This is a genomic window from Arthrobacter sp. 10N410, assembly GCF_056394945.1.
Window position 1 is genome coordinate 287,666 of record NZ_JBFTIP010000003.1, and the last position, 23,273, is coordinate 310,938.

Sequence of the window (23,273 nt, forward strand, 5' to 3'; positions counted from 1 at the left end):
GCCCGGCACCGGTGTTGCTTGGATGGGCCCATGACCACCACTTCAGCTGAGTACCCCACCGCGCCCGGCGAACCCTCCGGCGCGCTTTCCGGGACCGCCCCCGAACCCGTCGATGAGAACATCTGGCTGGAGGAAATCTACGGCGAGGAACAACTGGCGTGGGTCCGGGAACAAAACGCCCGCACCGAGGAACTGCTGGAGGATGCCGAGTACGGCGAACTCGAAGACCGGATCCTGGAGGTGCTGGACTCCACCGACCGGATCGCCATGGTGGGCAAGCACGGCCAGTGGTACTACAACTTCTGGAAGGACCGCGAGAATCCCAAGGGCCTGTGGCGGCGCACGGACTGGGAGAGCTACCGGGCGGGTTCCCCCGCGTGGGAAACCCTGCTCGATGTCGACGCCCTGGCCGCAGCCGAAGGCGAGGAATGGGTCTTCCACGGCGCCAGCTTCCTCCGCCCCGCGGCCGGGCAGCCGCACCGGCTGGCCCTGCTGGCGCTCTCCCCCGACGGCGGCGACGCGAACCGCTACCGGGAGTTCGACGTCGAGACCCGCAGCTTTGTCGACCCGGCCGAGGGCGGCTTTGACCTCCCGACCGCGAAGGGCAACGTTTCATGGCTGGACGCGGACACCCTGCTGGTCGCCAGCACGGCCGCGGGACTGCCGACAACCACCTCTTCCTACGCCCGGACCGGCGTGGTCCTGCGCCGCGGCGAGTCACTGGCCTCGGCCGAGCGGCTGTTCGAAATCCCGGAAGACCACATGATGGCGCTCCTGGCGCACGACTCCACCCCCGGCTTCGAGCGGACTTTCGCGGTGGACTGGATCAGCTTCTTCGAAAAGCGCACCTCGGTACTGTGCGACGGCGTCTGGGTCGAGCTGGACGTGCCCGAGGACGTGAACCTTAGCTCGCACCGGGAATGGCTGCTTTTCCGTCCGCAGGGCGAGTGGACCCTGGACGGAACGAGCTACCCGGCCGGGTCCCTGCTGGCGGCGCGCTTCGATGACTTCCTGGCCGGCAGCCGGGAATTGTCCGTGCTGTTCACCCCGGATGCGCACACCTCCCTGCAGTCCTGGAGCTGGACCCGGGACTTCCTGCTGTTGAACCTGCTCCGCGACGTCTCCTCCGAGATCCGGGTGCTCGATCCGCAACGGCCCGGCGCGGACGTCGCCTGGGCCTCCAGCGTGCTCGATGCCTGCCCGCCGCTGCATGACGTCAACGCCTACGCCGTGGACGATGAAGACGGCAGCGGCGACGACGGCGACGGGAGTGGCGGGGCCGGGAACGACTTTTGGCTGGTCGCCACCGGATTTACGACGCCGAGCACGCTGACCCGCGGCACGCTCACGCGCGCCGGTGCGGACGGCGTCGTCAGCACGCACGAGGTGGTCCGGACTGCGCCGTCGTTCTTCGACGAGGACGCCTACGAGGTCCAGCAGCACTTCGCCGTGTCCAAGGACGGCACGCGTGTGCCCTACTTCCAGATCGCCGCGAAGGACCTGGTGCTGGACGGGCAGAACCCTACGCAGCTCTCCGGCTACGGCGGATTCGAGATTTCCCGCACCCCTGCCTACAGCGGCGCCGTCGGTCGGGCCTGGCTGGAGCGGCGCACGGAGGAATCAGCGGGCGCCGTGGGCGACGTGCCGCACAGCCGGGGCGGCGTTTACGTGGTGGCGAACATCCGCGGCGGCGGCGAGTACGGGCCGTCGTGGCACCGCGCCGCGCTGCAGGACAAGCGGCACCGCGCCTACGAGGACTTCGCCGCCGTGGCGCAGGACCTGATCGCGCGTGGCGTGACGTCCCGCCAGCGGCTGGGCTGCGTGGGCGGCTCCAATGGCGGCCTGCTGGTGGGGAACATGCTCACCCAGTACCCGGACCTGTTCGGCGCCGTCTCCTGCGGGGTGCCGCTGCTGGACATGCGCCGGTACAGCAAGCTCTCCGCGGGGTACTCCTGGATTGCCGAATACGGCGACCCCGATGTGCCCGAGCAGTGGGAGTTCATCCGGACCTTCTCGCCCTACCACCTGCTCCGCGACGGGGTGGAGTACCCGGAGACCTTCATCTGGACCGCCACCTCGGATGACCGTGTGGGTCCCGTGCAGGCCCGCAAGATGGCCGCCCGGATGCAGGCCATGGGCATCCCCAATGTCTGGTTCCACGAAGCGCTCGAGGGCGGCCACGCCGGCGCCTCGGACAACCGCCAGGCCGCAGCCCTGCAGAGCCGCAGCCAGCATTTCCTCTGGCGCGCCCTGGCGGGCCGGGCGGCCTAGGTGTAATTCCCACGGACGGGCAACGCGGGGTCACTTACGACCCATCCCGGGCGCTTGGACCGGCCGTAAGTGACCCCGCGTCGACCGTTTTGCACTGCATGGCCCCTTCTGCGTATCCTTGGTTGGCTAGTAATAGCAATTGGAGACGTGCCAGAGCGGCCGAATGGGCTTCACTGCTAATGAAGTGTGGGGCACAACTCCACCGGGGGTTCAAATCCCCCCGTCTCCGCGTTTGGCCCCGGTCCTGGACCGGGGCCTTTTGCGTTCCCGGGGCCCTTGGTCCCGCTCTGCGCCTCCACCCGGGCGAGCTTCGTCCGTGACGGGCCGGCCGGATGGCAGGATGGGCGCATGTCGACCAACCACGCGTTTGACGCGATCATCGTAGGCGGCGGCCACAACGGCCTGGCCGCGGCGGCGTACCTGGCCAAGGCCGGCCGGAAGGTCCTGCTGCTCGAAAGGCTCGACCAGCCCGGCGGCGCCGCGGTGTCCGCGCAGGCGTTCGACGGCGTCGGGGCACGGCTCTCGCGTTATTCCTACCTCGTGAGCCTGCTGCCGCAGCAGATCATCGACGACCTTGGTCTGAGGATCACGCTGGCGCGGCGGCGGTACTCCTCGTACACCCCGGACCCGGCCAATCCCGGACGGGCGCTCCTGATCGACAATGAGGACGCCGAGTCCACGGCCGCCTCGTTCGGTGCGATCGGGGCGTCCGACGACGAGTTCCGCGCCTTCAACGAGTTTTACGCCAGCTGCGGGAAGCTCACCCGGGCGCTCTGGCCCACCATGACGGCCCCGCTGCCCACCCGGTCGGCAGCGAAGTCACTCGCCCGCCGGGCCGGCGCCGCGGAGGCGTGGGAGGCCATGGTTGAGCAGCCGGTCGGGCACGCCATCGCCGAGGCACTCCGGCACGACCTGGTCCGCGGCGTGGTCCTGACCGACGCCCTGATCGGCACCTTTGCCCGCGCCGACGACGCCGACCTCCAGCAGAACATCTGTTTCCTGTACCACCTGATCGGCGGCGGGACCGGTGACTGGGATGTGCCCGTGGGCGGGATGGGCGCGGTGTCCGGGGAGCTGGAACGTGCGGCCAGGGACGCGGGCGCGACCATCCTCACCTCTGCGGAGGCCACCTCCGTCCGCCCGGGCGGCGTCGTCAGCTACCGGCACGACGGCGCACACCACACCGTCTCCGCCCCGTGGGTCCTGTCCAATGTGGCCCCCGTGGTCCTGGACCGCTTGCGCAACGCTGCGTCGGGCGGTCCGATTGCGGCCGCGCAGGGCGGGACTGCACCCGCCAAGCACGCCACGCAGAACCCGAACCATCTCCGCGAGGGCGCCCAGGTCAAGGTGAACCTGCTGCTCAAGCGGCTGCCCCGGCCGCTGGACGACGCCGTCAGTCCGGAAGCGGCTTTCGGCGGCACGTTCCACATCAACGAGACGTGGTCCCAGCTGGATGCGGCGTACGTCTCCGCCGCGGGAGGGGCTGTTCCGGATCCCCTGCCGTGCGAGATCTACTGCCATTCGTTGACCGATCCAAGCATCCTGTCCGCGGAGCTTCAGGCGGCCGGCGCGCATACCCTCACAGTGTTCGGCCTGCACGTCCCGGACCGGCTGGTGACCGCGCAGAACAACGACGCCCGGCGGGCGGAGTTGCAGGCCGCGGTGCTGCGTTCGCTTAACAGGGTCCTCGCCGAGCCGGTCGAGGAGCTGCTGCTGACAGGTCCGGACGGCCGGCCGTGCATCGAAACCAAGACCACCCTGGATATCGAACGCGCCGTCGGCATGCCGCGCGGCAACATCTTCCACGGCGGCCTCGACTGGCCATTCGTGGACGACGACGCACCCCTGGACACCCCGGCGCAGCGCTGGGGCGTCGCTACGGACGACCCGCAGCTCCTGCTTTGCGGTTCCGGGGCCCGCCGCGGCGGGGCCGTCAGCGCCATCGGCGGCCACAACGCCGCCATGGCCGTGCTGGAGTCCGGGCGGCCGCGCAGCAGCTGAGCGCGTGCAACGAAGCGCGCGCTGCTAAAAGCGCTGCCCGGGATGGCCTCGGCTCAGCCCGCCTGGCCGAGCACGAGCGGCAGCACTGCCCCGGCGCCTGCGAGCCGCAGGGCACGTCCGGCCACGGTGACGGTCCAGCGGCTGTCCACCAGATCGTCCACCAGCATGACGCTCTGGCCCTGGATGCCGTCCAGCGCCGCGGCCAGCTCGGGCCCCACCACGACCCGGTCCCAGACCCCGGCGAGACGGTAGGCGCTGTTTCCGCCGCGGCCGCCCGTGGGGCCGCCGTGGGCAAGCTGCAGCTGGCCCAGGTACGGGATGCGGCCGATCTCGGAGATACCGCGGGCCAGCGACTCCACCAATTCGGGCTTGCCCCGGGACGGGACGCTGACGATCGCGGCCGGACGGCCAGCGCCGCTCCAGCCGGGGTTGCGCGCGTCGCCGCCGCCCCATTCGCGGAGGACCTGCACGCAGGCCCGCAGCATGCCGGGGTCCACGGCCCGGTCGGGGGCACCCGCGGCGAAGGTCTCGCGCAGCGCGCCGCCCCAGCCCAGATCTGTCAGCCGCGCCAGCACCCGTCCATTGGCCAGGCTTTCCTCCGGCTTGATCTTGCCCTTTACGTTCACGCCGAGGCGGTCCATACCGCTGGGCCACTGCAGCCGCGGTTCCAGCACCATGCCGGCCCGGTTCAGTGTCGCGCCCGCCGTTTCGGTGGCGTCGGCGGCAATGTCGGCGGGGAACCACCGGCCGGCGCAGTTGTCGCAGCGGCCGCAGGCGGTGGCGGTCTCGTCGTCGAGCACCGAGGTGATGTACTCCATCCGGCAGCCGGCGGTGTCCTGGTAGATCACCATGGAGTCCTGCTCGTCAACGCGTGCCTCCGCAATCCGGCGGTACCGCTCGGCATCGTAGGTCCACGGCTGGCCGGTGGAACGCCATCCGCCGCCCACGCGCTCGACGGCCCCGTCCACGGCCAGCACCTTCAGCAAAAGCTCCAGCGGCGTCCGGCGCAGGTCCACCCGGGCCTCAAGCGCCACGGTGGACACCGCGGTGCCGGCCTCGGCCAGCGCGGTCAGGACCGCGGAGGCCTTTTCTTCCGAGGGCATCGACGCGGTGGCGAAATACTGCCAGATGTCCCGGTCCTCGGAGCCGGGCAGGAGCAGCACGTCGGCGTTTGCCGCGCCGCGGCCGGCACGGCCGACCTGCTGGTAGTAGGCCACCGGGGACGACGGCGCCCCGAGGTGCACCACGAAGCCAAGGTCCGGCTTATCGAAGCCCATGCCGAGGGCGGAGGTGGCCACCAGCGCCTTCACCTGGTTGTCCTTGAGCAGCTGCTCGGCGCGTTCCCGGTCCGCGGGGTCGGTCCGGCCGGTGTAGGCGAGCACTTCGTGGCCGGCCTCGGCCAGGAGCCGGGCGGTGTCCTCCGCCGCCGACACGGTAAGGGTGTAGATGATGCCGCTGCCGGGAAGGTCCTTCAGGTGGGTAAGCAGCCAGCCCAGCCGCTCCCGGGAGTCGGGCAGCCGCAGCACGCCCAGCCGCAGGGACTCACGGCCCAGGGCGCCGCGGATGGTCAGCACGCCCTCACCGAGCTGTTCCTCGATGTCGTGCACCACCCGCGAGTTGGCGGTGGCGGTGGTGGCCAGGACCGGGACGCTGTCCGGCAACTGGGTGATCAGGTCGGCGATCCGCCGGTAGTCCGGCCGGAAGTCGTGGCCCCAGTCCGAGATGCAGTGCGCCTCATCGATCACCAGCAGCCCGGTCCGGCGGACCAGCTCAGGCAGCTGGTTCTCCCGGAACGACGGGTTGGTGAGCCGCTCCGGGGACACGAGGAGCACGTCCACCTCGTCGGCCGCGAGCTGTTCGCGGACGGTGTCCCAGTCGAGCTGGTTTGCCGAGTTGATGGCCACGGCCCGGACCCCGGCCCGCGCGGCGGCGGCGACCTGGTCCCGCATCAACGCCAGCAGCGGGGACACGATCAGCGTCGGGCCCGCTCCGCGGCGGCGCAGCAGCAAGGACGCGACGAAGTACACGGCCGACTTGCCCCAGCCGGTGCGCTGCACGACAAGGGCGCGCCGGCCGCCGTCCACGAGGGCCTCGATAGCCTCGAACTGGCCGTCGTGGAACTCAGCATCCGGGTGCCCCACAAGTTCGCGCAGCACCGCCTGGGCCTGCTCACGCGTCCCGGTACCCCCGGCGGAGGGTGATTCGGGGGCGGAAAGGACTGCAGCGTTCTGGTTATTGGCCATTGCTTCAGTATCCCAGTCCCCTCCGACAGCCACGAAGCGGGCGGAGTCGTATGTGGACAATCCGTATCCACATACGCGGCCGGCGCGGACGGTCCCCGGCGGCTTCCACGTAAGATGGGAGCCGTGACTAGCGACCAGACAAAGACTTTTGACCTCTCGGCTTCCTTCAAGGCCTACGACGTGCGCGGAATTGTGGGCGAATCCATCACCGCGGAAATCGTCGAAGCCGTCGGGGCTGCCTTTGTGGACGTCCTGGACCTGGCCGGACAGACAGTACTGGTCGGCGGCGACATGCGCCCCTCCTCCCCCGAGTTCAGCCGGGCCTTCGCCAACGGCGCGGCAACCCGCGGCGCCAACGTCCAGCTGCTCGACCTGATCTCCACGGACGAGCTGTACTACGCTTGCGGCGCCCTGAACGCTGCCGGCGCCACGTTCACCGCAAGCCACAACCCGGCCGAGTACAACGGCATCAAGATGGCCAAGGCCGGCGCCGTGCCGATCTCCTCCGAAACCGGTTTGAAGGAGATCCAGGCCCTGGCCGAGGAATACCTCAACGCCGGCACCATCCCCGCGAACGGCCCCCGCGGCCTGATCAGCGTGCGGGACGTCCTCAAGGACTACTCCGAGTACCTGCGCAGCCTGGTTGACCTCAGCGGATCCCGACCGCTCAAGGTCGTGGTGGACGCCGGCAACGGCATGGCCGGCATGACGACCCCCGCCGTGCTGGGTGACACGCTGCTGCCCAAGCTGCCGCTCGAGATCATCCCGCTCTACTTCGAGCTCGACGGATCTTTCCCGAACCACCCGGCCAACCCGCTGGAGCCGGAAAACCTGCGCGACCTGCAGGCCGCCGTCGTCGAGCACGGCGCGGACATCGGCCTGGCGTTCGACGGCGACGCCGACCGCTGCTTCGTGATCGACGAAAAGGGCGAGCCGGTCTCGCCGTCGGCCGTCACCGGCATGGTGGCGCGCCGCGAGATCGCCCGCGCCAAGGCCAACGGCGAGGAAACGCCGACGATTATCCACAACCTGCTGACCTCGCGGGCGGTGCCCGAACTGGTGGTCAACGACGGCGGCCGCGCGTTCCGCACCCGGGTGGGACACTCCTTCATCAAAGCTGTGATGGCGGCCGAAGGTGCGATCTTCGGGGGCGAGCACTCCGCCCACTTCTACTTCCGCGATTTCTGGAATGCGGACACCGGCATGCTGGCCGCCATGCACGTCCTGGCTGCCCTCGGCGAGCAGGACGGCCCGCTGTCGGAGCTCGGCCGCGAATACGAGCCCTACCAGTCCTCCGGCGAGATCAACTCGGAAATCGAGGACAAGGCCGCCGCCGTGGAGCGTGTCCGCGTGGACTTCTACGACGAAGACGTTGAGGTGGACTACCTAGACGGCAGCACCTTCATCGCCGCCGACGGAAGCTACTGGTTCAACCTGCGCCCGTCCAATACCGAGCCGTTCCTCCGCCTGAACGTCGAGGCCACGGACCAGGAAACCATGGAACGCGTCCGCGACCGGGTCCTGGCCCTGGTCCGGGGCTGATCGCCATGACCGATTCACCGGAGGCCCAGGGGGCCGTCCTGCAGCCGGCGGATCCGGCTGAGGACTCCTGGCGCGGCTCGGTGCCGGATGCCAGCGCCACCGACCTGGAGAACCTGCTCGGCACCGGAGTGGGTGCGGCCCAGGAGCAGCTCGAGCGCAACGGCGGCTTCCTGCCATTCGCCCTGGTGGTGGAGAACGACGGCGAAGTCCGCCTGGTGGCTGTCACCCCGGCGGACGCAGCCGGGGACAGCGACGCCGATTTCGACGCCGACGCCATGATCAACGACCTCACCGAGCTGCTGCGGCAGCACCGGGACGAGTTCCGCGCCGCCGCGATCGTCTGTGACATCACCCTGCTGGAAGAGGACTCGGACGCGATCCACGTGGCCGCCGAGCACCAGGACGGCTCCGTCTTCGCAGCGGTACTGCCCTACGGCGCGAACCCGGCGACGCACGAGCTGGAGTTTGGCGAGCTTTCCGCCGACACCAACGAACCCGCCGTCTGGGTGGACTAGACCAAGCCGGTGCCATGAAGATCAACGCCTTCGCGGACGTGAGCCTGCGCGCGATGATGGTGCTCGCGGCCGCAGCCGACGGCGAACTGCTCACCACCCAGAGCATCGCGGACGCCGTCGGCACGCCCTACAACCACGTCAGCAAGGCAATGGCAAAGCTGCGCGAACTCGGCCTGATCGACGTCGAACGCGGCCGCAATGGCGGGTCCCGGCTCAGCGGCGCCGGCCGGGCCGCCACCGTCGGGCAGCTGCTGCGCGCACTGGACACCCGGACCGACCCGGCGGACTGCGTGGCTGCCGCGGGCGCCTGCCCGCTCATCAACGAGTGCCGGCTGCGCAGCGCCCTGGGCCGCGCGCGTGAGGCGTTCTACCGTGAGCTTGATGACATTGTCGTCGCTTCGCTGCCGACCTCCCGGCAAATGAATCCGGTCTTCCAGGCCATCGGCCTGCGCCCGGGCCTGTAGCCAGCCTCTAACCAGGCGCGGCCCCGGCATCCGAGGCCGCGATCCCCCTCCGGAGTCCGCCCCGCCCGGGCGTCACCCGATTTGCAACCTTTTTCTACGCCGTGTAGAACTGAGGCATAAATACTCGTATTTCAAATGCGGGTATTTCAGAAACGGTCCGGTTGAAGACCCCGGGCCACTATCTCAGGAGTCAGCATGCTCTCGGACAAGTCCTTCCCCGTCATCGAGGCCACCCTGCCGCTGGTCGGTTCCCGGATCGGCGATATCACCCCCAAGTTCTACGCCCGGCTCTTCGGCGCCCACCCCGAGCTGCTGGACGGGCTGTTCAGCCGCTCCAACCAGCGCTCCGGCAACCAGCAGCAGGCCCTGGCCGGGAGCATCGCCGCTTTCGCCAGCCACCTTGTCAGCAACCCGGGCACCCTGCCGGAGACCGTGCTGTCGCGCATCGCGCACCGCCACGCCTCGCTCGGCATCACCGAGCCGCAGTACCAGGTGGTCTACGAGCACCTCTTCGCCGCCATCGCCGAAGACCTGGCCGAGGTCATCACCCCGGAAATCGCCGAGGCCTGGACCGAGGTCTACTGGCTTATGGCCGACGCGCTGATCAAGCTCGAGAAGGGCCTCTACGCCGGCCAGGCCAACGGCAAGATGTGGTCCCCGTGGAAGGTCGCCGCGAAGACCCCCGCCGGCACCGGCTCGATGACGTTCACCCTGGAACCGGCCGACGACACCCCCATCACCCCGGCCCTCCCCGGCCAGTACGTCAGCGTCAAGGTCACCCTGCCGGAGGGCTTGCGCCAGGTCCGCCAGTACTCACTCTCCGGCGACGCCGGCACCAGCCGTAGCTTCACCACCAAGCTCGACGACGGCGGCGAGGTCTCCCCCGTGCTGCACAACCACGTCGAGGTCGGGGACATCCTCGAGATCTCCAACCCCTACGGCGAAATCACGCTCAAGGAGAGCGAGGGCCCCGTGGTCCTGGCGTCGGCCGGCATCGGCTGCACGCCGTCGGCTTCGATCCTGCGCGCCCTTGCCGAGGCCGGTTCGGACCGACAGGTGCTGGTCCTGCACGCGGAAAGCACCCTGGACAGCTGGGCGCTGCGCTCCCAGATGACGGACGACGTCGAGCGCTTGGAAGCAGCCGAGCTGCAGCTCTGGCTCGAGCGGCCGGAGGCGGGGGCGAAGGAAGGCTTCATGTCGCTGCGCGACGTGGACCTGCCGGCCAACGCCTCGCTGTACCTGTGCGGTCCGCTGCCGTTCATGAAGAACATCCGCAACGAGGCCATCAATGCGGGCATCCCCGCCACCAAGATCCACTACGAGGTCTTCGGGCCGGACATCTGGCTCGCCAACTGAGTCCCGAGCAATCGATGAAAGAACGACGGCGGCCCCGCACCTTGCGCAAGGTGCGGGGCCGCCGTCGTGGATAACCGGGCCAGGAGCCCTGGCCCGGGCCTCACCTCACGACGGCACACCGGTGATCGCGTGGCCGAACCGCAGGAGATTGCCGGGGTCGTAGCTGGACTTCACGGCCCTCATCCGTTCATAGACGGCGGGCGACCATGCCCTGGAACGGTCAGCCTCATCGCCGGGTTCGCCGTGGAAGTTGACCAGGGTAAAACCCGTCGAGTGCGGAGCCATCGCGGCCAGGACCGTGCGGATGGCTGCCGAGACGGCCTCGGCGACCGGGGGCATCTTGAACCCGAGCAGGAAGAGCAGGAATGCCGCGTCCCGCCCCGACACGGCGTTCGGCAGCGCCCCGGCACGGGCCAAGGCGCCACCCAGCGGCCGGATTTCGACCAGGAGGAGCGGACAGTCCGAGCCTTCGCCGGTGTGTTTCAGCAGCTCCGCCAGGGTCCTGTCGCCGAGATCTTTCAGCAGCGCTCCGCCGGCTGTGAAAGGGAGCGGATCCGCCGGATCCATGTGGATCTGGTCAACGTCCAGGTAGCTCATGGGGCCGGCCGTATCCATCAACGGGCTCGAAACGGCGCGCATCGGGGCCAGCAGCGCATCGCCGGCCTCCCGGTTCCCCAGAAAGGCGAAGCGGAGGTGCACCACAAACTGGCCCCGGAGCGGCGCGGGGACGAACTCCATGTCGGGAAGCCGCAGCAGCGAAATCGAGGGCGAGGCGTCCTCCGGCAGCGTAGGCAACCACTCCCGGAACGCCGCCAGGATGAGGGCGGCATCGGCACCCGGATAGATGATGCCGCCGCCGTAGAACTCGCCCAGCGGAAAAAGGCTGAACTCGAGTTCGGTCACGATCCCGAAGTTGCCCTTGCCGCCGAGCATCATCGCGAACAGCTCGGCTTCGGCCTCGGCGTCAATCCGGCGCAATGCACCGTCCGCGGTGACCACTTCCATGCTCCGGACATGGTCAGCGGCAAAGCCGTGGGCGCGGCCCAGCACTGGAAGCCCGCCGCCGACGGTGTATCCCACGACGCCGACGTCGGTACTCGAGCCGTGCAGTCCCACCAGCCCGAGCGGAACGCTTGCTTCCAGGACGCTGCGCCACTTCACTCCTGCCCCCACCCTCGCGGTGCGCTCCACCGGGTCGATGTGCAGCTCCTGCAACCGCCTGGTGTTAATCAGCAGGCCGCCCTCGACCACTGAGTCGGCGCCGTGCCCGGTGGACTGGACCGCCACCGGCAGCCGGCGTTCCGCCGCCCATTTGACCCCGGCCGCGACGTCCTTGGCGGTGCTGGCGCCCAGGACGACGTCGGGCCGGTGGACGGTAGCGGCGTTGAACGCGAACGTCTCGGCCGCGAATTCTGGGCTGTCCGGCAAAGCGACCGTTCCGCTGACAGCTTCGGACAGGGCCTGGATATCCTCGGTGACAAGCATGAGTGCTCCTGGGGTTTCGCCTGCCGGGGCAGGCGGAGGGCACGCCGCCGCGCGCCCGGGATGTTCCCCGCATCCCTGGCAGTCAGCGTCAGGCCCGGCTGATGAATGCGACGAGCCTACGGCCGCTCCCGACTACAGGCTAGGGGCCTTGGTCCCGGCAGCCACCGGCCCCGCCATGACTCATCGGCTGCTCCGCAACGGCCGTTCTGAGGCCTCAAAAGGGCATCCGCGGTGGGGCCACGCCGGGAGGGTTCCCCAGCCGAACTTGTGAGGCTAGAGAACCGGTGGGGACAATCGATGAGGGAACGACGGCGGCCCCGCACCTTATCCAAGGTGCGGGGCCGCCGTCGTTGGATCAACCGCCTGCTAGTGCGCGGACATCCGTTCCTTGAGCGAGTCGAGCTCGGCGCGCAGCGCGTCCGGCAGCGAGTCGCCAAACTTTGCGTACCACTCCTCGATGGAGGCCAGCTCGGCGTCCCATTCCTCGCGGTCCACGCGGACGGCGTCCTCGACGTGGGCGTGGGTCAGGTCCAGGCCGGTGAGGTCCAGCGAATGGCCGGTCGGAACGAAGCCGATGGGAGTCTCCACCGCGTCGGCCTTGCCCTCGATGCGCTCAATGGCCCACTTGAGGACACGGGCATTGTCGCCGAAGCCGGGCCACGCGAAACCGCCGTCAGCCGTGCGGCGGAACCAGTTCACCAGGAAAATGTGCGGCAGCCGCTCCGGGTTGGCCTTGCCGGAGACGCTGATCCAGTGCTTCAGGTAGTCGCCGGCGTCGTAGCCGATGAACGGCAGCATGGCCATCGGGTCACGGCGAAGCACACCGACCTGTCCGGCCGCGGCGGCCGTGGTCTCCGAGGAGAGCGTCGAGCCCATGAAGATGCCGTTGGTCCAGCTGCGGGCCTGGGTCACCAGCGGCACCGTGGTCTTGCGCCGGCCGCCGAAGAGGATCGCGGAGAGCTCCACACCCTCCGGGCTGTAGTACTCCTCGGCCAGCATGTCGACCTGCGAAATCGGGGTGCAGAAGCGGGAGTTCGGGTGCGCGGCAGGCTGGTCCGACGCCGGGGTCCAGTCGTTGCCCTGCCAGTCGGTCAGGTGCGCGGGGACCTCGTCGGTCATGCCTTCCCACCACACGCCGCCGTCGTCCGTGAGGGCAACGTTCGTGAAGATGCTGTGGCCCTTGGCGATGGCACGCATGGCGTTGGGGTTGGTGCCCCAGCCGGTGCCCGGGGCGACGCCGAACAGGCCGGCCTCGGGGTTGGTGGCGCGCAGTTCGCCTTCCTTGCCGATCCGCATCCAGGTGATGTCGTCGCCGAGGGTTTCGACGTCCCAGCCCTCGATCGTGGGGTCGAGCAGGGCGAGGTTGGTCTTGCCGCAGGCGGAGGGGAACGCCGCGGAAATGTAGTAGTTCTTCTTCTCCGGCGAAGTCAGCTTGAGGATGAGCATGTGCTCGGCCAGCCAGCCCTCGTCGCGGGCCATGACCGAGGCGATGCGCAGGGCGTAGCACTTCTTGCCGAGCAGGGCGTTGCCGCCGTAACCGGAGCCGAAGGACCAGATGGAACGCTCCTCCGGGAAGTGCACGATCCACTTGTCCGGGTTGCACGGCCAGGCGACGTCAGCCTGCCCCGGGGCCAGGGGGGCGCCCAGGGAGTGCAGGGCCGGGACGAAGAACGCGTTGGTGGCGGTGATCTTGTTCAGCACGTCGGTGCCGATCGTGGCCATGATGCGCATGGAGGCGACAACGTAGGCGCTGTCCGTGATCTCCACGCCGAACTTCGGGTCCTCGGCGTCGAGGTGGCCCATGACGAAGGGGATGACGTACATGGTGCGGCCGCGCATGGAGCCGCTGAACAGGCCGCGCAGCTTCTCCTTCATCTCCGCCGGAGCCATCCAGTTGTTGGTGAAGCCCGCATCGCGTTCGTTCTCGGAACAGATGAAGGTCTGCTCCTCGACGCGGGCGACGTCGGCGGGATCTGAGAATGCCGCGAAGGAATTCGGGAACAGCTTCTCATTCAGCCGGGTCAGGGTGCCGGCCGCCACGAGCTCGTCCGTGAGCCGGGTGTTCTCTTCTTCCGAGCCATCAACCCAGTGGATCCGGTCCGGCTGGGTCAGTTCAGCAACCTCTTCAACCCATGCCAGCAGTCCAGCATGTGTGGTGGGTGCTTTCTCAAGCAGCGGCAGTCGCGCCAGATCGCCCATTACGGTTCCCTTCCTCGGGTTCAGTGGTGTGTCCTAAATGCTAGGTCTCGCGGGTGGTTCAGTTTCAGGCCCAAATACGGGTTGACGATGGAGCCGAGATCAAAAATCCCCGGAAAATCAAGGTTTAATATCTCCGAGCACTGGTCTTTTTGTGATCAAGGTCACGTAGACCGGTCTAGTCGGGCAGATTACATGGCTCTCGATTTGGAACTCTGGGCCCCTCTCGCGTAAAGTAATTCGAGGTTCGGGGAGCGAGAAGTTCCCGAAGAGCCGAGAATGCGCCCATAGCTCAGCTGGATAGAGCGTCTGTCTACGGAACAGAAGGTCAGGGGTTCGAATCCCTTTGGGCGCACAGATAGAAAAGATCCGCACCGGTCCGCCGGTGCGGATCTTTTGTTTTCCCGGCTTGTTTCAGAAATCCGCGGCGGTTCCGGACAGAGGCAGGTCCGATCCGGGCCGCACCGGTCTCAAACGGTAGCGGAAAACGGGCCACGGCCCGGCGATTTACTCCGCCACGGCAGCCGCGATACGCCGGCGTATCCCGTCGAAGTGGCTGCCCAGCCGTTCCGCGGCGAGGACGGCGTCGCCCGCCGCCACGGCCTCGTAGATGCCCCGGTGCAGCGCAGCCCCCGCGGCAGTGCCGACGTCGGCGGTGCCAACGTCGGCGGTGTCGGCTCGGACAGGTTCGACCTCGGCGGCAGCCGGCCGGGCGTCGCCGCCCAGTTCCAGCTGGATCCGGCGGTAGACCGCCTGGAACGCGTCCACCAGGCCCAGCAGCAGCTCATTGCCCAGCGGCTCGAACAGTTTGCGGTGGAAGTCGGCGTCGGCTTCGACAAAGTGTTCCCCGGACCCGGCCAGCTCTTGCATCCGCAGCACCGCCGCCTCGAGTCCCGCCAGGTGGTCCGCCGTCATGCGCGCCATGGACGCGCCGATCAGCCCCGACTCCAGCAGCCGCCGCGCCTCGATAAGCTCGAGCGCCTCCCGCCCCCGGTGCCGCAGCGACATCCGCGCCCGGAAGCTGAGCCCGCCAACCATAGCCTCGAAGTTGCTCGCGGCCACGAACATGCCGAAGCCGTGCCGGATCTCGATCACGCCCAGGGCCTGGAGCACCTTCAGCGTCTCCCGCAGCGTGTTCCGGCCGATCCCCAGCAGCGCGGCGAGTTCATTTTCGGTAGGCAGCGGGTCGCCGGGTTCCAGCTCCCGCTCAAGGATCAGCTCGATGATGCCGGCCTGCAGGGCGCGCAGCCGGGCCTGCGCGCCCAACCGGCGCGGCGGCCCGGCTTCGCCCGCGTCCGAATTGGCTGCGCACACGGCTGGACTCCTCCCCAAAGGTGATCCTCAGGGTAGCGGACGTCCCACCTCCTGCCCAGTGTCCCGTCAAAGCCCCTCCCGGCGGGGTTAGGCTGTTGCCATGACGGCACACTTTGAGCGTGAATTCGATGTCATCGTGATCGGGGCAGGCGCGGTGGGCGAGAACGTGGCCGAGCGCGTGGTCCGGGGCGGATTGACGGCCGTCCTGGTGGAGGCGGAGCTGGTGGGCGGCGAGTGTTCGTACTGGGCCTGCATGCCATCGAAGGCGTTGCTCCGGCCCGGCACCGCACTCCATAGCGCCCAGACCGTGCCGGGCGCCGGGGAGGCGGTCACCAGGGTGCTCGACGCCGCGGCCGTGCTGAAGCGGCGGGACTACTTCACCTCCAATTGGCAGGACGACAGCCAGGTCAAATGGGTCGAGGACACCGGGATCGAGTTGCTCCGCGGCCACGGCTGGATCACCGGGGCCCGCCGGGCGGAGGTGGCCGGGGTGGACGGCAACAGCTACAAGCTCGTGGCGCGCCACGCCATCGTGCTGGCCACCGGGTCGCGCCCCACCATCCCGCCCATCGAAGGCCTCGAGGAAGTCGACTTCTGGACCACCCGCGAGGCCACCTCCGCGCACGAGATCCCGGCGCGGCTCGGTGTGCTCGGCGGCGGCGTGGCCGGCACGGAGCTCGCCCAGGCCTTCGCCCGGCTCGGGTCGACCGTGACGGTCGTGGCCCGCGGCGGGCTGCTGGGAGCTTTTCCGGCCCCGGCGGCCGAGCTGGTCCAGGCGGGGCTGCGCGCCGACGGCGTCGAACTCCACCTCCGCACCGGCACCCAAGGCGTCCATGAGAACGACGACGGGTCCCTGACCCTGGCGCTCGACGGCGGCGGCAGCGTCACGGTGGACAAGCTCCTGGTCGCCACCGGCAGGCACCCCGCCGTGGAGGGCATCGGGTTGGAGAGCGTGGGCCTGTCCGCCGACGACGGGAAGGCCCCGCGGCTCGAGACGGACGCTAGCGGGCTCGTCCGGGGAGCCGACGGCAACGACAGTAGCCCGTGGCTCTACGCCGTCGGCGACGCCGCAGGCAAGGTCCTGCTCACCCACCAGGGCAAATACGAGGCGCGGGCCACCGGCGACGCGATTGCCGCCCGCGCCAAGGGCACGCTCACCGGCGAGCCGGCCGCCTGGAGCCGCTACGCCCACACCGCGGACGAGCACGCCGTCCCCAATGTGGTCTTCACCGACCCCGAGCTGGCAATAGTCGGGCGCAGCCTGGAACAGGCCGAGAGGGACGGCTACCGGGCCACCTCCGTGCAGCTCCCCATCCAGGTGGCCGGCTCCTCACTGCATTCCGAGCATTACAAGGGCTGGGCCCAGCTGGTGGTCGACGAGGACCGCAAAGTGCTGCTGGGCGCCACCTTCGCCGGGCCGGATGTTGCCGAGCTGTTGCACGCGGCGACCATCGCCGTCGTCGGCGAAGTCCCGCTGGACCGGCTCTGGCACGCCGTCCCGTCCTATCCCACGATCAGCGAGGTGTGGCTGCGGCTGCTCGAGGAGTACGGCCTCTAAGCGCGAGCGGACACTTGGGGCCCCGGAACCGTCGGTTTCGGGGCCCCAGGTGTCTGTTCGCCCACATCTATTTGAACTGACCGGTCAGTTTAGTTAGCCTTGGAGTAGATCATTTCTGCGAAAGGCTTTCCTTGCTCTGCGTTCAACAGCTTCACGTGAAGGGCCGGCGGGACTACCTGCTCCCGCCCACCTCGCTGCAGGCGGCCCGGGGTGAACTCCTGCTCGTCACCGGCCAACGCCAGGACCAGCGCACCGCCCTGGCCCTGACCCTGAGCGGCCGCATGAAGCCCTCGGCCGGAAGCCTCGAGTGGGACGGCGGCGGCCGGATCAAGCAGCTGCGGCAGGCGAGCGCCGTCGTCGACGCCCCCGGGGTGAACGAGCCGGAGCAGCACCTGAGCGTGCGCGACCTGGTCACCGAGGACCTCGCCCTGATCCCCCGCCGCTACCGCGGCGCGCTGCTCAGCACGCCGTGGCTTAAGGTCAACCGCTTCGAGGACATCGCCGGGCGCTGGGCCGAGGAGCTGCCCGCCGACCGCCGTCTCGAGCTGCTGACGGCGCTGGCCCTGGCCAATCCGCACACCGACCTGCTGGTGGTCGATTCCCCGGACCGCCACAGCGGCGATCCGGCCGACTGGCTGCCGCGGCTTCAGGAGTTGGCGTACGACGGCGGCCGTCCGCTCGCCGTCGTCGCCACCATCGGCAGCCTCCCGCCGGACTGGACCGGTCCAGTCGCGGAGATCGGCAACGCCGTCCCCGCGCCGGAAACGGCGGATGTCCACCACGACCGCGAAACCGAGGATGCCCGATGACCGTGCTGCGGCTGGCCCGTTCCGAACTCAAGCGCATGACCGGCGGCCTGCTGCCGAAGCTGACCATCCTGGCGCTGACCCTGGTGCCGCTGCTCTACGGGGCGGTGTACCTCTACGCCAACTGGGATCCCTACGGCAAGCTGAACCAGATCGACGCCGCCCTGGTGGTGGAGGACACCGGCGCCAGCTCCGCCGACGGCACCCGGCTGGAGGCCGGCCGGAAGGTCGCCGACAGCCTCGTCGAGGGCCACGTCTTCAACTGGCAGACCGTCTCCAGCGCGGAGGCAGCGGACCAGGGCGTGAGCAGCGGCCAGTACGCGTTCGCGCTCAAGATCCCCCGGGACTTCTCCGCGAACCTGGTCTCGCCGGGCAGCTTCGACGCCGCCAACCAGGCCATGCTGAACGTCACCACCAACGACGCCAACAACTACCTGCTCGGCACGATCGTGGACAAGCTCACCACCGCCGTCCACTCGACCGTGGCGAAAGAAGTGGGCCAGGAGACCGCCAACCAGCTCCTCACCGGCTTCGGCACCATCCACTCCCAGATGCTCAAAGCCGCCGACGGCGCGCGGGACCTCGCCGGCGGGGTGTCCTCGCTCCACGACGGCGCGACCAGCCTGCACCAGGGCACCTCCTCCCTCAGGAACGGGACCGGCGAACTGGTGGCCGGGCAGCGCAAACTCCTCGACGGGGCCAACACCCTGAACGCCGGGGCCGGGCAGCTCGCCGGCGGCCTGCGCGAGCTCAACGACAAGACGTCCACGCTGCCCGCGGATACGCAGCGGCTGGCCGACGGCGCCGCCCAGGTGGCCGCCGGAAACGCCGCACTGAACACGAAGCTGCAAGGCATGGCGGGCCAGCTCGCGTCCGCGGAACAGGCCGCGGCGCAGGCCCAGCGCGGCCGGGTCGTGGCCTCCAATGGCCGCCTGGTCGCCGCCGGCGTCATTACCCAGGCCCAGGCCGATGCCATCCTGGCCGACTACGACGCCAACACCGCGCCGGCGCCTTCCGGAGCGGCGGGCGCTTTCCAGGGCGCGGCGGCGCAGGTGCAGCAGCTGGCGGACGGTTCCGCCGCAGTCAGCGCGGGTGCCGCGCAGCTGGCGGCCGCGGCCCCGGCCCTGAGCGACGCCGTCGGGAAGGCCTCCGCCGGGGCGGATCAGCTCGCCGGCGGCACCGCGGAACTCGCTGCCGGGCAGCAAAACGCCCTGGCTGGCGCAGAAAAACTCGCCCAGGGCGCCCGGCAGCTCGACGACGGCGCAGCGCGGCTCGAGAGCGGTTCGGCGAAAGCGTCCGACGGTGCCGGGACCCTCGCAACCGAATTGGCCAAGGGCGCGGGCAAGGTACCCGACCCGAACGACGCAAAGAAGGACAGCCTCGCCAAGGTCATGGCGGACCCCGTGGCCGTCAGCAACGTCTCGCAGGCCAAGGCGGGTTCCTATGGGGCCGGACTGGCTCCGTTCTTCCTGACCCTGGCCCTGTGGATCGGTGTCTTCATGCTGATCCAGGCGATGCGGCCGGTCACCCAGCGTGCCCTGGCGTCCAACGCCCCGACGTGGAAGATCGCCGTCGGGGGCTGGCTGCCGTTCCTGGCGGTTGCCGCGGTCCAGGCCAGCCTGCTGACCCTCGTGGTGGATGTGGGGCTGGGCCTCGACCCCGCCCATCCCGTGCTGATGTGGGTCCTGATGCTGGCAGCTGCCATGGCCTTCAGCGCGATCATCCAGGGTGTGGTGGCGCTGCTCGGCTCGCCCGGCAAGCTGGTGGTGCTGATCCTGCTGGTCCTGCAGCTGGTCTCCTCCGGCGGCACCTTCCCCTGGCAGACCACACCGGAGCCACTGCACGTGGTGCACCAGCTGCTGCCAATGGGCTATGTGGTCAATGGCATGCGGCACCTGATCTACGGAGCCGATCTGGCCAGCATCCTGCCCACCATGCTGGGCCTGGTTGGCTACACTTTGCTGGGACTGGCCATGTCCGCCGTCGCCGTCCGGAAACACAAGTTCTGGACCCTCAAGACCCTGAAGCCGGAGATTGCCGTATGAGCACCAAGCCCCGCGTGGACGTGGCGACCGACGCCGACGCAGGGAAGAAGCTGCGGCCCGGACGCACCAACGCCACCAAGCAGAAGCTGTTCGAGGCGTCGATGGAGCTGATCGGCGAGCGCGGGGCCGCCGGCGTGACGGTCGACGAAATCGCCGCGGCCGCGGGGGTCTCCAAGGGCACGGTGTACTACAACTTTGGCAGCAAGTCGGATCTGATCGCTCAACTGCTGCGGCACGGTGTGGACATCCTGATGGCACGGCTGCTGAGCGTCAAGGACGGGTCGGCGGATCCGCTGGAGGCGATGGACGAGATGATCGGCCAGGCGATGGACTTCATGGCCGAATACCCCTCCTTCGCCCGGCTGTGGGTCAGCGAGAACTGGCGGACGCCCAGCGAGTGGCAGGACACCTTCACCGAGCTCCGCGGCCTGCTGCTCGGGGTGATTGGCGCCGCGATCGAGGCCGTGGCCGCCAAGTACCCGGTGGATCCCGCGCTGTCCCGCGGCAGCCTGGAGACGGCCATCTTCGGGGCATGCTTTGTCGTGGGGCTGGACCGGCAGACCTACAACCCCGAACGCACCCGGGCGCAAAGTGTCGCCGCAATCATGGCGATCATGCGTGGCTACGTTGTGAAGTAGTCGCACTCGGGGATGATTAGTCACATGCACCACATGGGTAACAGCGGCAAGACTGCCATCGGAGCATCCCTTGCCGCTCTGGCCTTGCTGGCCGTCACCGGCGTCACCCTGCACGAAACGGTGGGGCTCTGGTTCCTCGCCGCCTCCGCCGTCGCCTATGTGGCGTCCGTGGCCGAGGTGCTGGTCCGACGGCGGTACAAGACACTGCTGGCAAGCGGCGTCGGCAGCATCCTCTTCATCGCGTTTGGCATCGCGTTCCTGCGCCAGTGGGGGCTGGCCTTCAACCCGGATCCGAACGCCTTGTCCACCAACGTTGATACCGAGCATCCAGACCTGTACTTCTACCTCTCGGCAGCCGCCGGAGCGCTCACGCTGGTCCTGTTGCTCGCCGGCACCGTCCTGCCCGGCCGCCGACCCGCACCCCGCGCCCCTTACACGTCCCGGCGCCCGGCTTCGGCGTCCAGTGGGGCGGCGCCCCGCAGACCCGCTGCCCGCCCTGCCGCCCGCGCGTCGATGCCACTGTCCGCGACGCCGCGCGCCTCCGCGGCACGGCCCGCAACACCGCGCTCCGCCGCTCCGAGGGCTTCGGCGCCACGTTCCGCCGTGCCGGCCGCCAAGCGGCCGGCGTCACCGGCGGCGTCGTCGGGGTCCAAGCCGGCTGCCAAGGCGCCGGCGAAACCGGCGGTCAAGGCCCCGGCCCGCCCCGCCGCCAAAGCCCCCACCCGGCGCTGACCACCCCGCAGCACGGCGATCGCCACGCCGGCCAGGAGCAGCAGTCCGCCGGCAACTTCCGCCGCCGAGGGCACCTCGGCCAGCACCAGCCAGGCCGTTGTCATGCCGACCACCGGGACCAGCAGGGTGAAGGGAACGACGGCGGAGGACGGGTAGAGCCCCAGCAGGCGGTTCCAGATGCCATACCCTACGAGGGAACCGAACACGGCAGTGTAGAGCGCGCTGAGCATCGTCACCGGCTGCAGCTGCACCAGGGCATCCGACACCGCCGCCGGCCCGTCCACCAGTAGCGAGAGTCCGGTTAGCGGCAACGGCACCACCGCGCCGGACCACACCACCAGCCCGAGCCCGGAGGCGGCCTTCGCTTTCCGCGCCACGATATTGCCCCCGGCCCAGGACAGGGCCGCGGCCAGCACGATCAGCAGGGGCAGCAGCGGGGCCACGAGGCTGCGGCCTACGGCCACCACGGCGAGCCCGGCAATCCCCAGCACGACGCCGGCGAGTTGCCTCCGGGTTGGCCGTTCGGCCAGGATTCCCGCCGCCAGCAGGACCGTCAGCAGGACCTGGGCCTGAAGAACGAGCGAGGCCAGGCCCGCGGGCATGCCGAGGGCCATGGCCAGGTAGAGCAGGCCGAACTGGCCTGCGCTCATCAGCAGCCCGACGCCGATGATGGCGTTCCAGCTGACGTCCGGCTTGCGGATGAAGAAGATGCAGGGAAACACCACGAGGGCGAAGCGCATGGCCACGAACAGCAGCGGCGGCATCTGCGCGCCGTCGGGGTGCAGGCCAAGGTCAATGGCAACGAAGTTGACGCCCCACAAGACGGCGACGAGCAGGGCAAGCCCGGAATGTCGAGGGGTCATCGCACCCGCGGCCGTCGCCGTTGCCGCGCCTCAGAGATTGCGCGGCCGTTCGCCGTGCGGGTCCTCGGTGTCGCGGCGCTCCGCCACCGTTTCCTCGCGGAACCCTGCGGCGTCGCCGGTTTCTGCCGTGCGATCGCGGTCACCCCGGTCCCGGCGCAGTCCCTCGTGCGGGTGGGCATCGTGGGTGCGTGTCTCCTGGGCCTGGTCATCGCCGCGTTCGGTCGTTACGACATCCGGGTCGACATCGTCGGCCCGGCGGAGCTGCTCCTCGGCACCGGCACGGACGGTCTCTGCCTCCTGCTGTGTGCCGCGGGCCTGCATGCGGAGGCGCTCGGCTTCGACTTCGGCGGCCTTTGCGTCGGCTTCCGCCCGCGCCGCCTTGGCCTCATGGTCCCTCGCAGCCAGCTGGTCGGCCTCCGCTTTTTCGCGCATCTCGGCGGCCCGGTTCCGGTCAGCCTCCGTCTTGCGCTTGCGGCTGAGATACATTGCCACGGCGATGATCGCGAGCACCACTACGATGCCGACGATGATTCCTACGAGCTGTCCTGAATCCACGGTGATCCACCTTTTCCCTCGGTCGCTAAGAAAACACCGGCAGTAAAAGCAATAACAGCATCAGTAAACAACACAATGAGAGTGCTGACCATCGGCTGGCCGGTGCACTGGCCTGCTACTTCGCGCGGGGCACCTTGAAGTGGGTCAGCCGTGCGTCCTGGCCGTCCAGCTCTGCCCAGGACTTCTCAGTCTCGAAGACCGTTAGGCCGCTGGTGGGATAGCGCGTGGCCGCGTCCATGTAGGCGTCATGGTTGGAGTCCCGGGAGGCCAGATGCATGGCCAGGTCCTGCACACCGGGCATGTGCGAGATCACCATGAGCGTCGTGACGGTGTCCGGGACATGGTTAATAACCGCCAACATGCGCAGGGCCGAGGCGCCGTAAAGGCCGTCCTCGAGTTTCGGCGTCGGGGCCTTGTCCCCCAGTTCGCTGCACACCCAGGTGCAGGTCTGCCGCGTCCGCAGGGCGCTGGAGCAGAGGATGAAGTCGGGGACCACACCGTGTTTAAGGAGCCACTTCCCGGCCAGCGGCGCTTCCCGGTGCCCGCGCTCTTCGAGCGGCCGCTCGTGGTCGGCGACGCCGCCCGGCCAGTCCGCCTTGGCGTGCCGCATGAGCACCAGACGTTTGATGTGATGCGCGCTCATGGCTCAATCCTAGTGCGGCCGGCTTGGCCACGAGCGCGCTCCACAG

General features: G+C 69.2%; 16 protein-coding genes, 2 tRNA genes and 1 pseudogene. 12 read left to right on the plus strand and 7 right to left on the minus strand.

Annotated features, from left to right (window positions below):
- The first annotated feature begins 30 nt into the window (after positions 1–30).
- From AC1DB8_RS09040 to AC1DB8_RS09050, 3 genes are all read left to right on the plus strand, one after another.
- Complete coding sequence (locus AC1DB8_RS09040; protein WP_476892810.1) at positions 31–2,271, plus strand: prolyl oligopeptidase family serine peptidase; 2,241 nt, start codon at positions 31–33, stop codon at positions 2,269–2,271.
- Between the two features lie 141 nt (positions 2,272–2,412).
- A tRNA-Ser gene (locus tag AC1DB8_RS09045) sits at positions 2,413–2,500 on the plus strand.
- Positions 2,501–2,619: 119 nt separating this feature from the next.
- Positions 2,620–4,272: a phytoene desaturase family protein gene (locus AC1DB8_RS09050; protein ID WP_476892811.1), complete on the plus strand. Its 1,653-nt coding sequence runs from the start codon at positions 2,620–2,622 to the stop codon at positions 4,270–4,272.
- A 53-nt stretch (positions 4,273–4,325) separates the two neighbouring features.
- Here AC1DB8_RS09050 and AC1DB8_RS09055 read toward each other — a convergent pair whose 3' ends face one another.
- Positions 4,326–6,515, minus strand: a complete 2,190-nt coding sequence (locus AC1DB8_RS09055; RefSeq protein WP_476892812.1) for a RecQ family ATP-dependent DNA helicase — start codon at positions 6,513–6,515, stop codon at positions 4,326–4,328.
- A gap of 123 nt (positions 6,516–6,638) precedes the next feature.
- Here AC1DB8_RS09055 and AC1DB8_RS09060 point away from each other — a divergent pair, with 123 nt between their 5' ends.
- The 4 genes from AC1DB8_RS09060 (at position 6,639) to AC1DB8_RS09075 (ending at position 10,392) form a co-directional block, all read left to right on the plus strand.
- Entirely contained in the window at positions 6,639–8,057 is a 1,419-nt protein-coding gene (locus AC1DB8_RS09060) for a phosphomannomutase/phosphoglucomutase (RefSeq protein ID WP_476892813.1), read from the plus strand.
- A gap of 5 nt (positions 8,058–8,062) precedes the next feature.
- Positions 8,063–8,572 carry a hypothetical protein gene (locus AC1DB8_RS09065; RefSeq protein ID WP_476892814.1) on the plus strand — a complete coding sequence of 170 codons (510 nt, stop codon included), beginning with the start codon at positions 8,063–8,065 and terminating at the stop codon, positions 8,570–8,572.
- Positions 8,573–8,586: 14 nt separating this feature from the next.
- A complete protein-coding gene (locus AC1DB8_RS09070; RefSeq protein WP_441419012.1) occupies positions 8,587–9,036 on the plus strand; it encodes an RrF2 family transcriptional regulator in 450 nt (149 codons plus the stop codon).
- 195 nt (positions 9,037–9,231) lie between these two features.
- A complete protein-coding gene (locus tag AC1DB8_RS09075; RefSeq protein WP_476892815.1) occupies positions 9,232–10,392 on the plus strand; it encodes a globin domain-containing protein in 1,161 nt (386 codons plus the stop codon).
- Between the two features lie 105 nt (positions 10,393–10,497).
- On the opposite strand, the gene AC1DB8_RS09080 is transcribed toward AC1DB8_RS09075, so the two are convergent.
- Both AC1DB8_RS09080 and AC1DB8_RS09085 read right to left on the minus strand, forming a co-directional pair.
- Positions 10,498–11,877, minus strand: a complete 1,380-nt coding sequence (locus AC1DB8_RS09080) for an FAD-binding oxidoreductase (RefSeq protein WP_476892816.1) — start codon at positions 11,875–11,877, stop codon at positions 10,498–10,500.
- Between the two features lie 366 nt (positions 11,878–12,243).
- Complete coding sequence (locus tag AC1DB8_RS09085) at positions 12,244–14,076, minus strand: phosphoenolpyruvate carboxykinase (GTP) (RefSeq protein WP_441419009.1); 1,833 nt, start codon at positions 14,074–14,076, stop codon at positions 12,244–12,246.
- A gap of 278 nt (positions 14,077–14,354) precedes the next feature.
- Here AC1DB8_RS09085 and AC1DB8_RS09090 point away from each other — a divergent pair.
- Positions 14,355–14,428 (plus strand) — tRNA-Arg (locus tag AC1DB8_RS09090).
- Positions 14,429–14,580: 152 nt separating this feature from the next.
- Here AC1DB8_RS09090 and AC1DB8_RS09095 read toward each other — a convergent pair.
- Complete coding sequence (locus tag AC1DB8_RS09095) at positions 14,581–15,387, minus strand: FadR/GntR family transcriptional regulator (RefSeq protein ID WP_476892817.1); 807 nt, start codon at positions 15,385–15,387, stop codon at positions 14,581–14,583.
- Between the two features lie 100 nt (positions 15,388–15,487).
- Here AC1DB8_RS09095 and AC1DB8_RS09100 point away from each other — a divergent pair, with 100 nt between their 5' ends.
- The 4 genes from AC1DB8_RS09100 to AC1DB8_RS09115 all read left to right on the plus strand — a co-directional run bounded on the left by AC1DB8_RS09100 (position 15,488) and on the right by AC1DB8_RS09115 (position 20,434).
- Complete coding sequence (locus AC1DB8_RS09100; RefSeq protein ID WP_476892818.1) at positions 15,488–16,945, plus strand: dihydrolipoyl dehydrogenase family protein; 1,458 nt, start codon at positions 15,488–15,490, stop codon at positions 16,943–16,945.
- Positions 16,946–17,076: 131 nt separating this feature from the next.
- The gene (locus AC1DB8_RS09105) at positions 17,077–17,754 is read left to right on the plus strand and encodes an ABC transporter ATP-binding protein (RefSeq protein ID WP_476892819.1); all 678 of its coding nucleotides are present in this window, start codon (positions 17,077–17,079) and stop codon (positions 17,752–17,754) included.
- Positions 17,751–19,796 carry a YhgE/Pip family protein gene (locus tag AC1DB8_RS09110; RefSeq protein WP_476892820.1) on the plus strand — a complete coding sequence of 682 codons (2,046 nt, stop codon included), beginning with the start codon at positions 17,751–17,753 and terminating at the stop codon, positions 19,794–19,796. The genes AC1DB8_RS09105 and AC1DB8_RS09110 overlap by 4 nt, the downstream gene beginning before the upstream one ends.
- Positions 19,793–20,434, plus strand: coding sequence for a TetR/AcrR family transcriptional regulator (locus AC1DB8_RS09115; protein ID WP_476892821.1), 642 nt, complete (start codon positions 19,793–19,795; stop codon positions 20,432–20,434). Before AC1DB8_RS09110 ends, AC1DB8_RS09115 begins: the two co-directional genes overlap by 4 nt.
- Positions 20,435–21,155: 721 nt before the next feature.
- Here the strand turns inward: AC1DB8_RS09115 and AC1DB8_RS09120 are convergent.
- The 3 genes and pseudogenes from AC1DB8_RS09120 to AC1DB8_RS09130 all read right to left on the minus strand — a co-directional run.
- Positions 21,156–22,029, minus strand: a pseudogene (locus AC1DB8_RS09120) (EamA family transporter); the annotation flags it as partial.
- A gap of 30 nt (positions 22,030–22,059) precedes the next feature.
- Positions 22,060–22,584 carry a hypothetical protein gene (locus AC1DB8_RS09125; protein ID WP_476892822.1) on the minus strand — a complete coding sequence of 175 codons (525 nt, stop codon included), beginning with the start codon at positions 22,582–22,584 and terminating at the stop codon, positions 22,060–22,062.
- 115 nt (positions 22,585–22,699) lie between these two features.
- A complete protein-coding gene (locus AC1DB8_RS09130; RefSeq protein WP_138767460.1) occupies positions 22,700–23,227 on the minus strand; it encodes a SixA phosphatase family protein in 528 nt (175 codons plus the stop codon).
- Between the last annotated feature and the right edge of the window lie 46 nt (positions 23,228–23,273).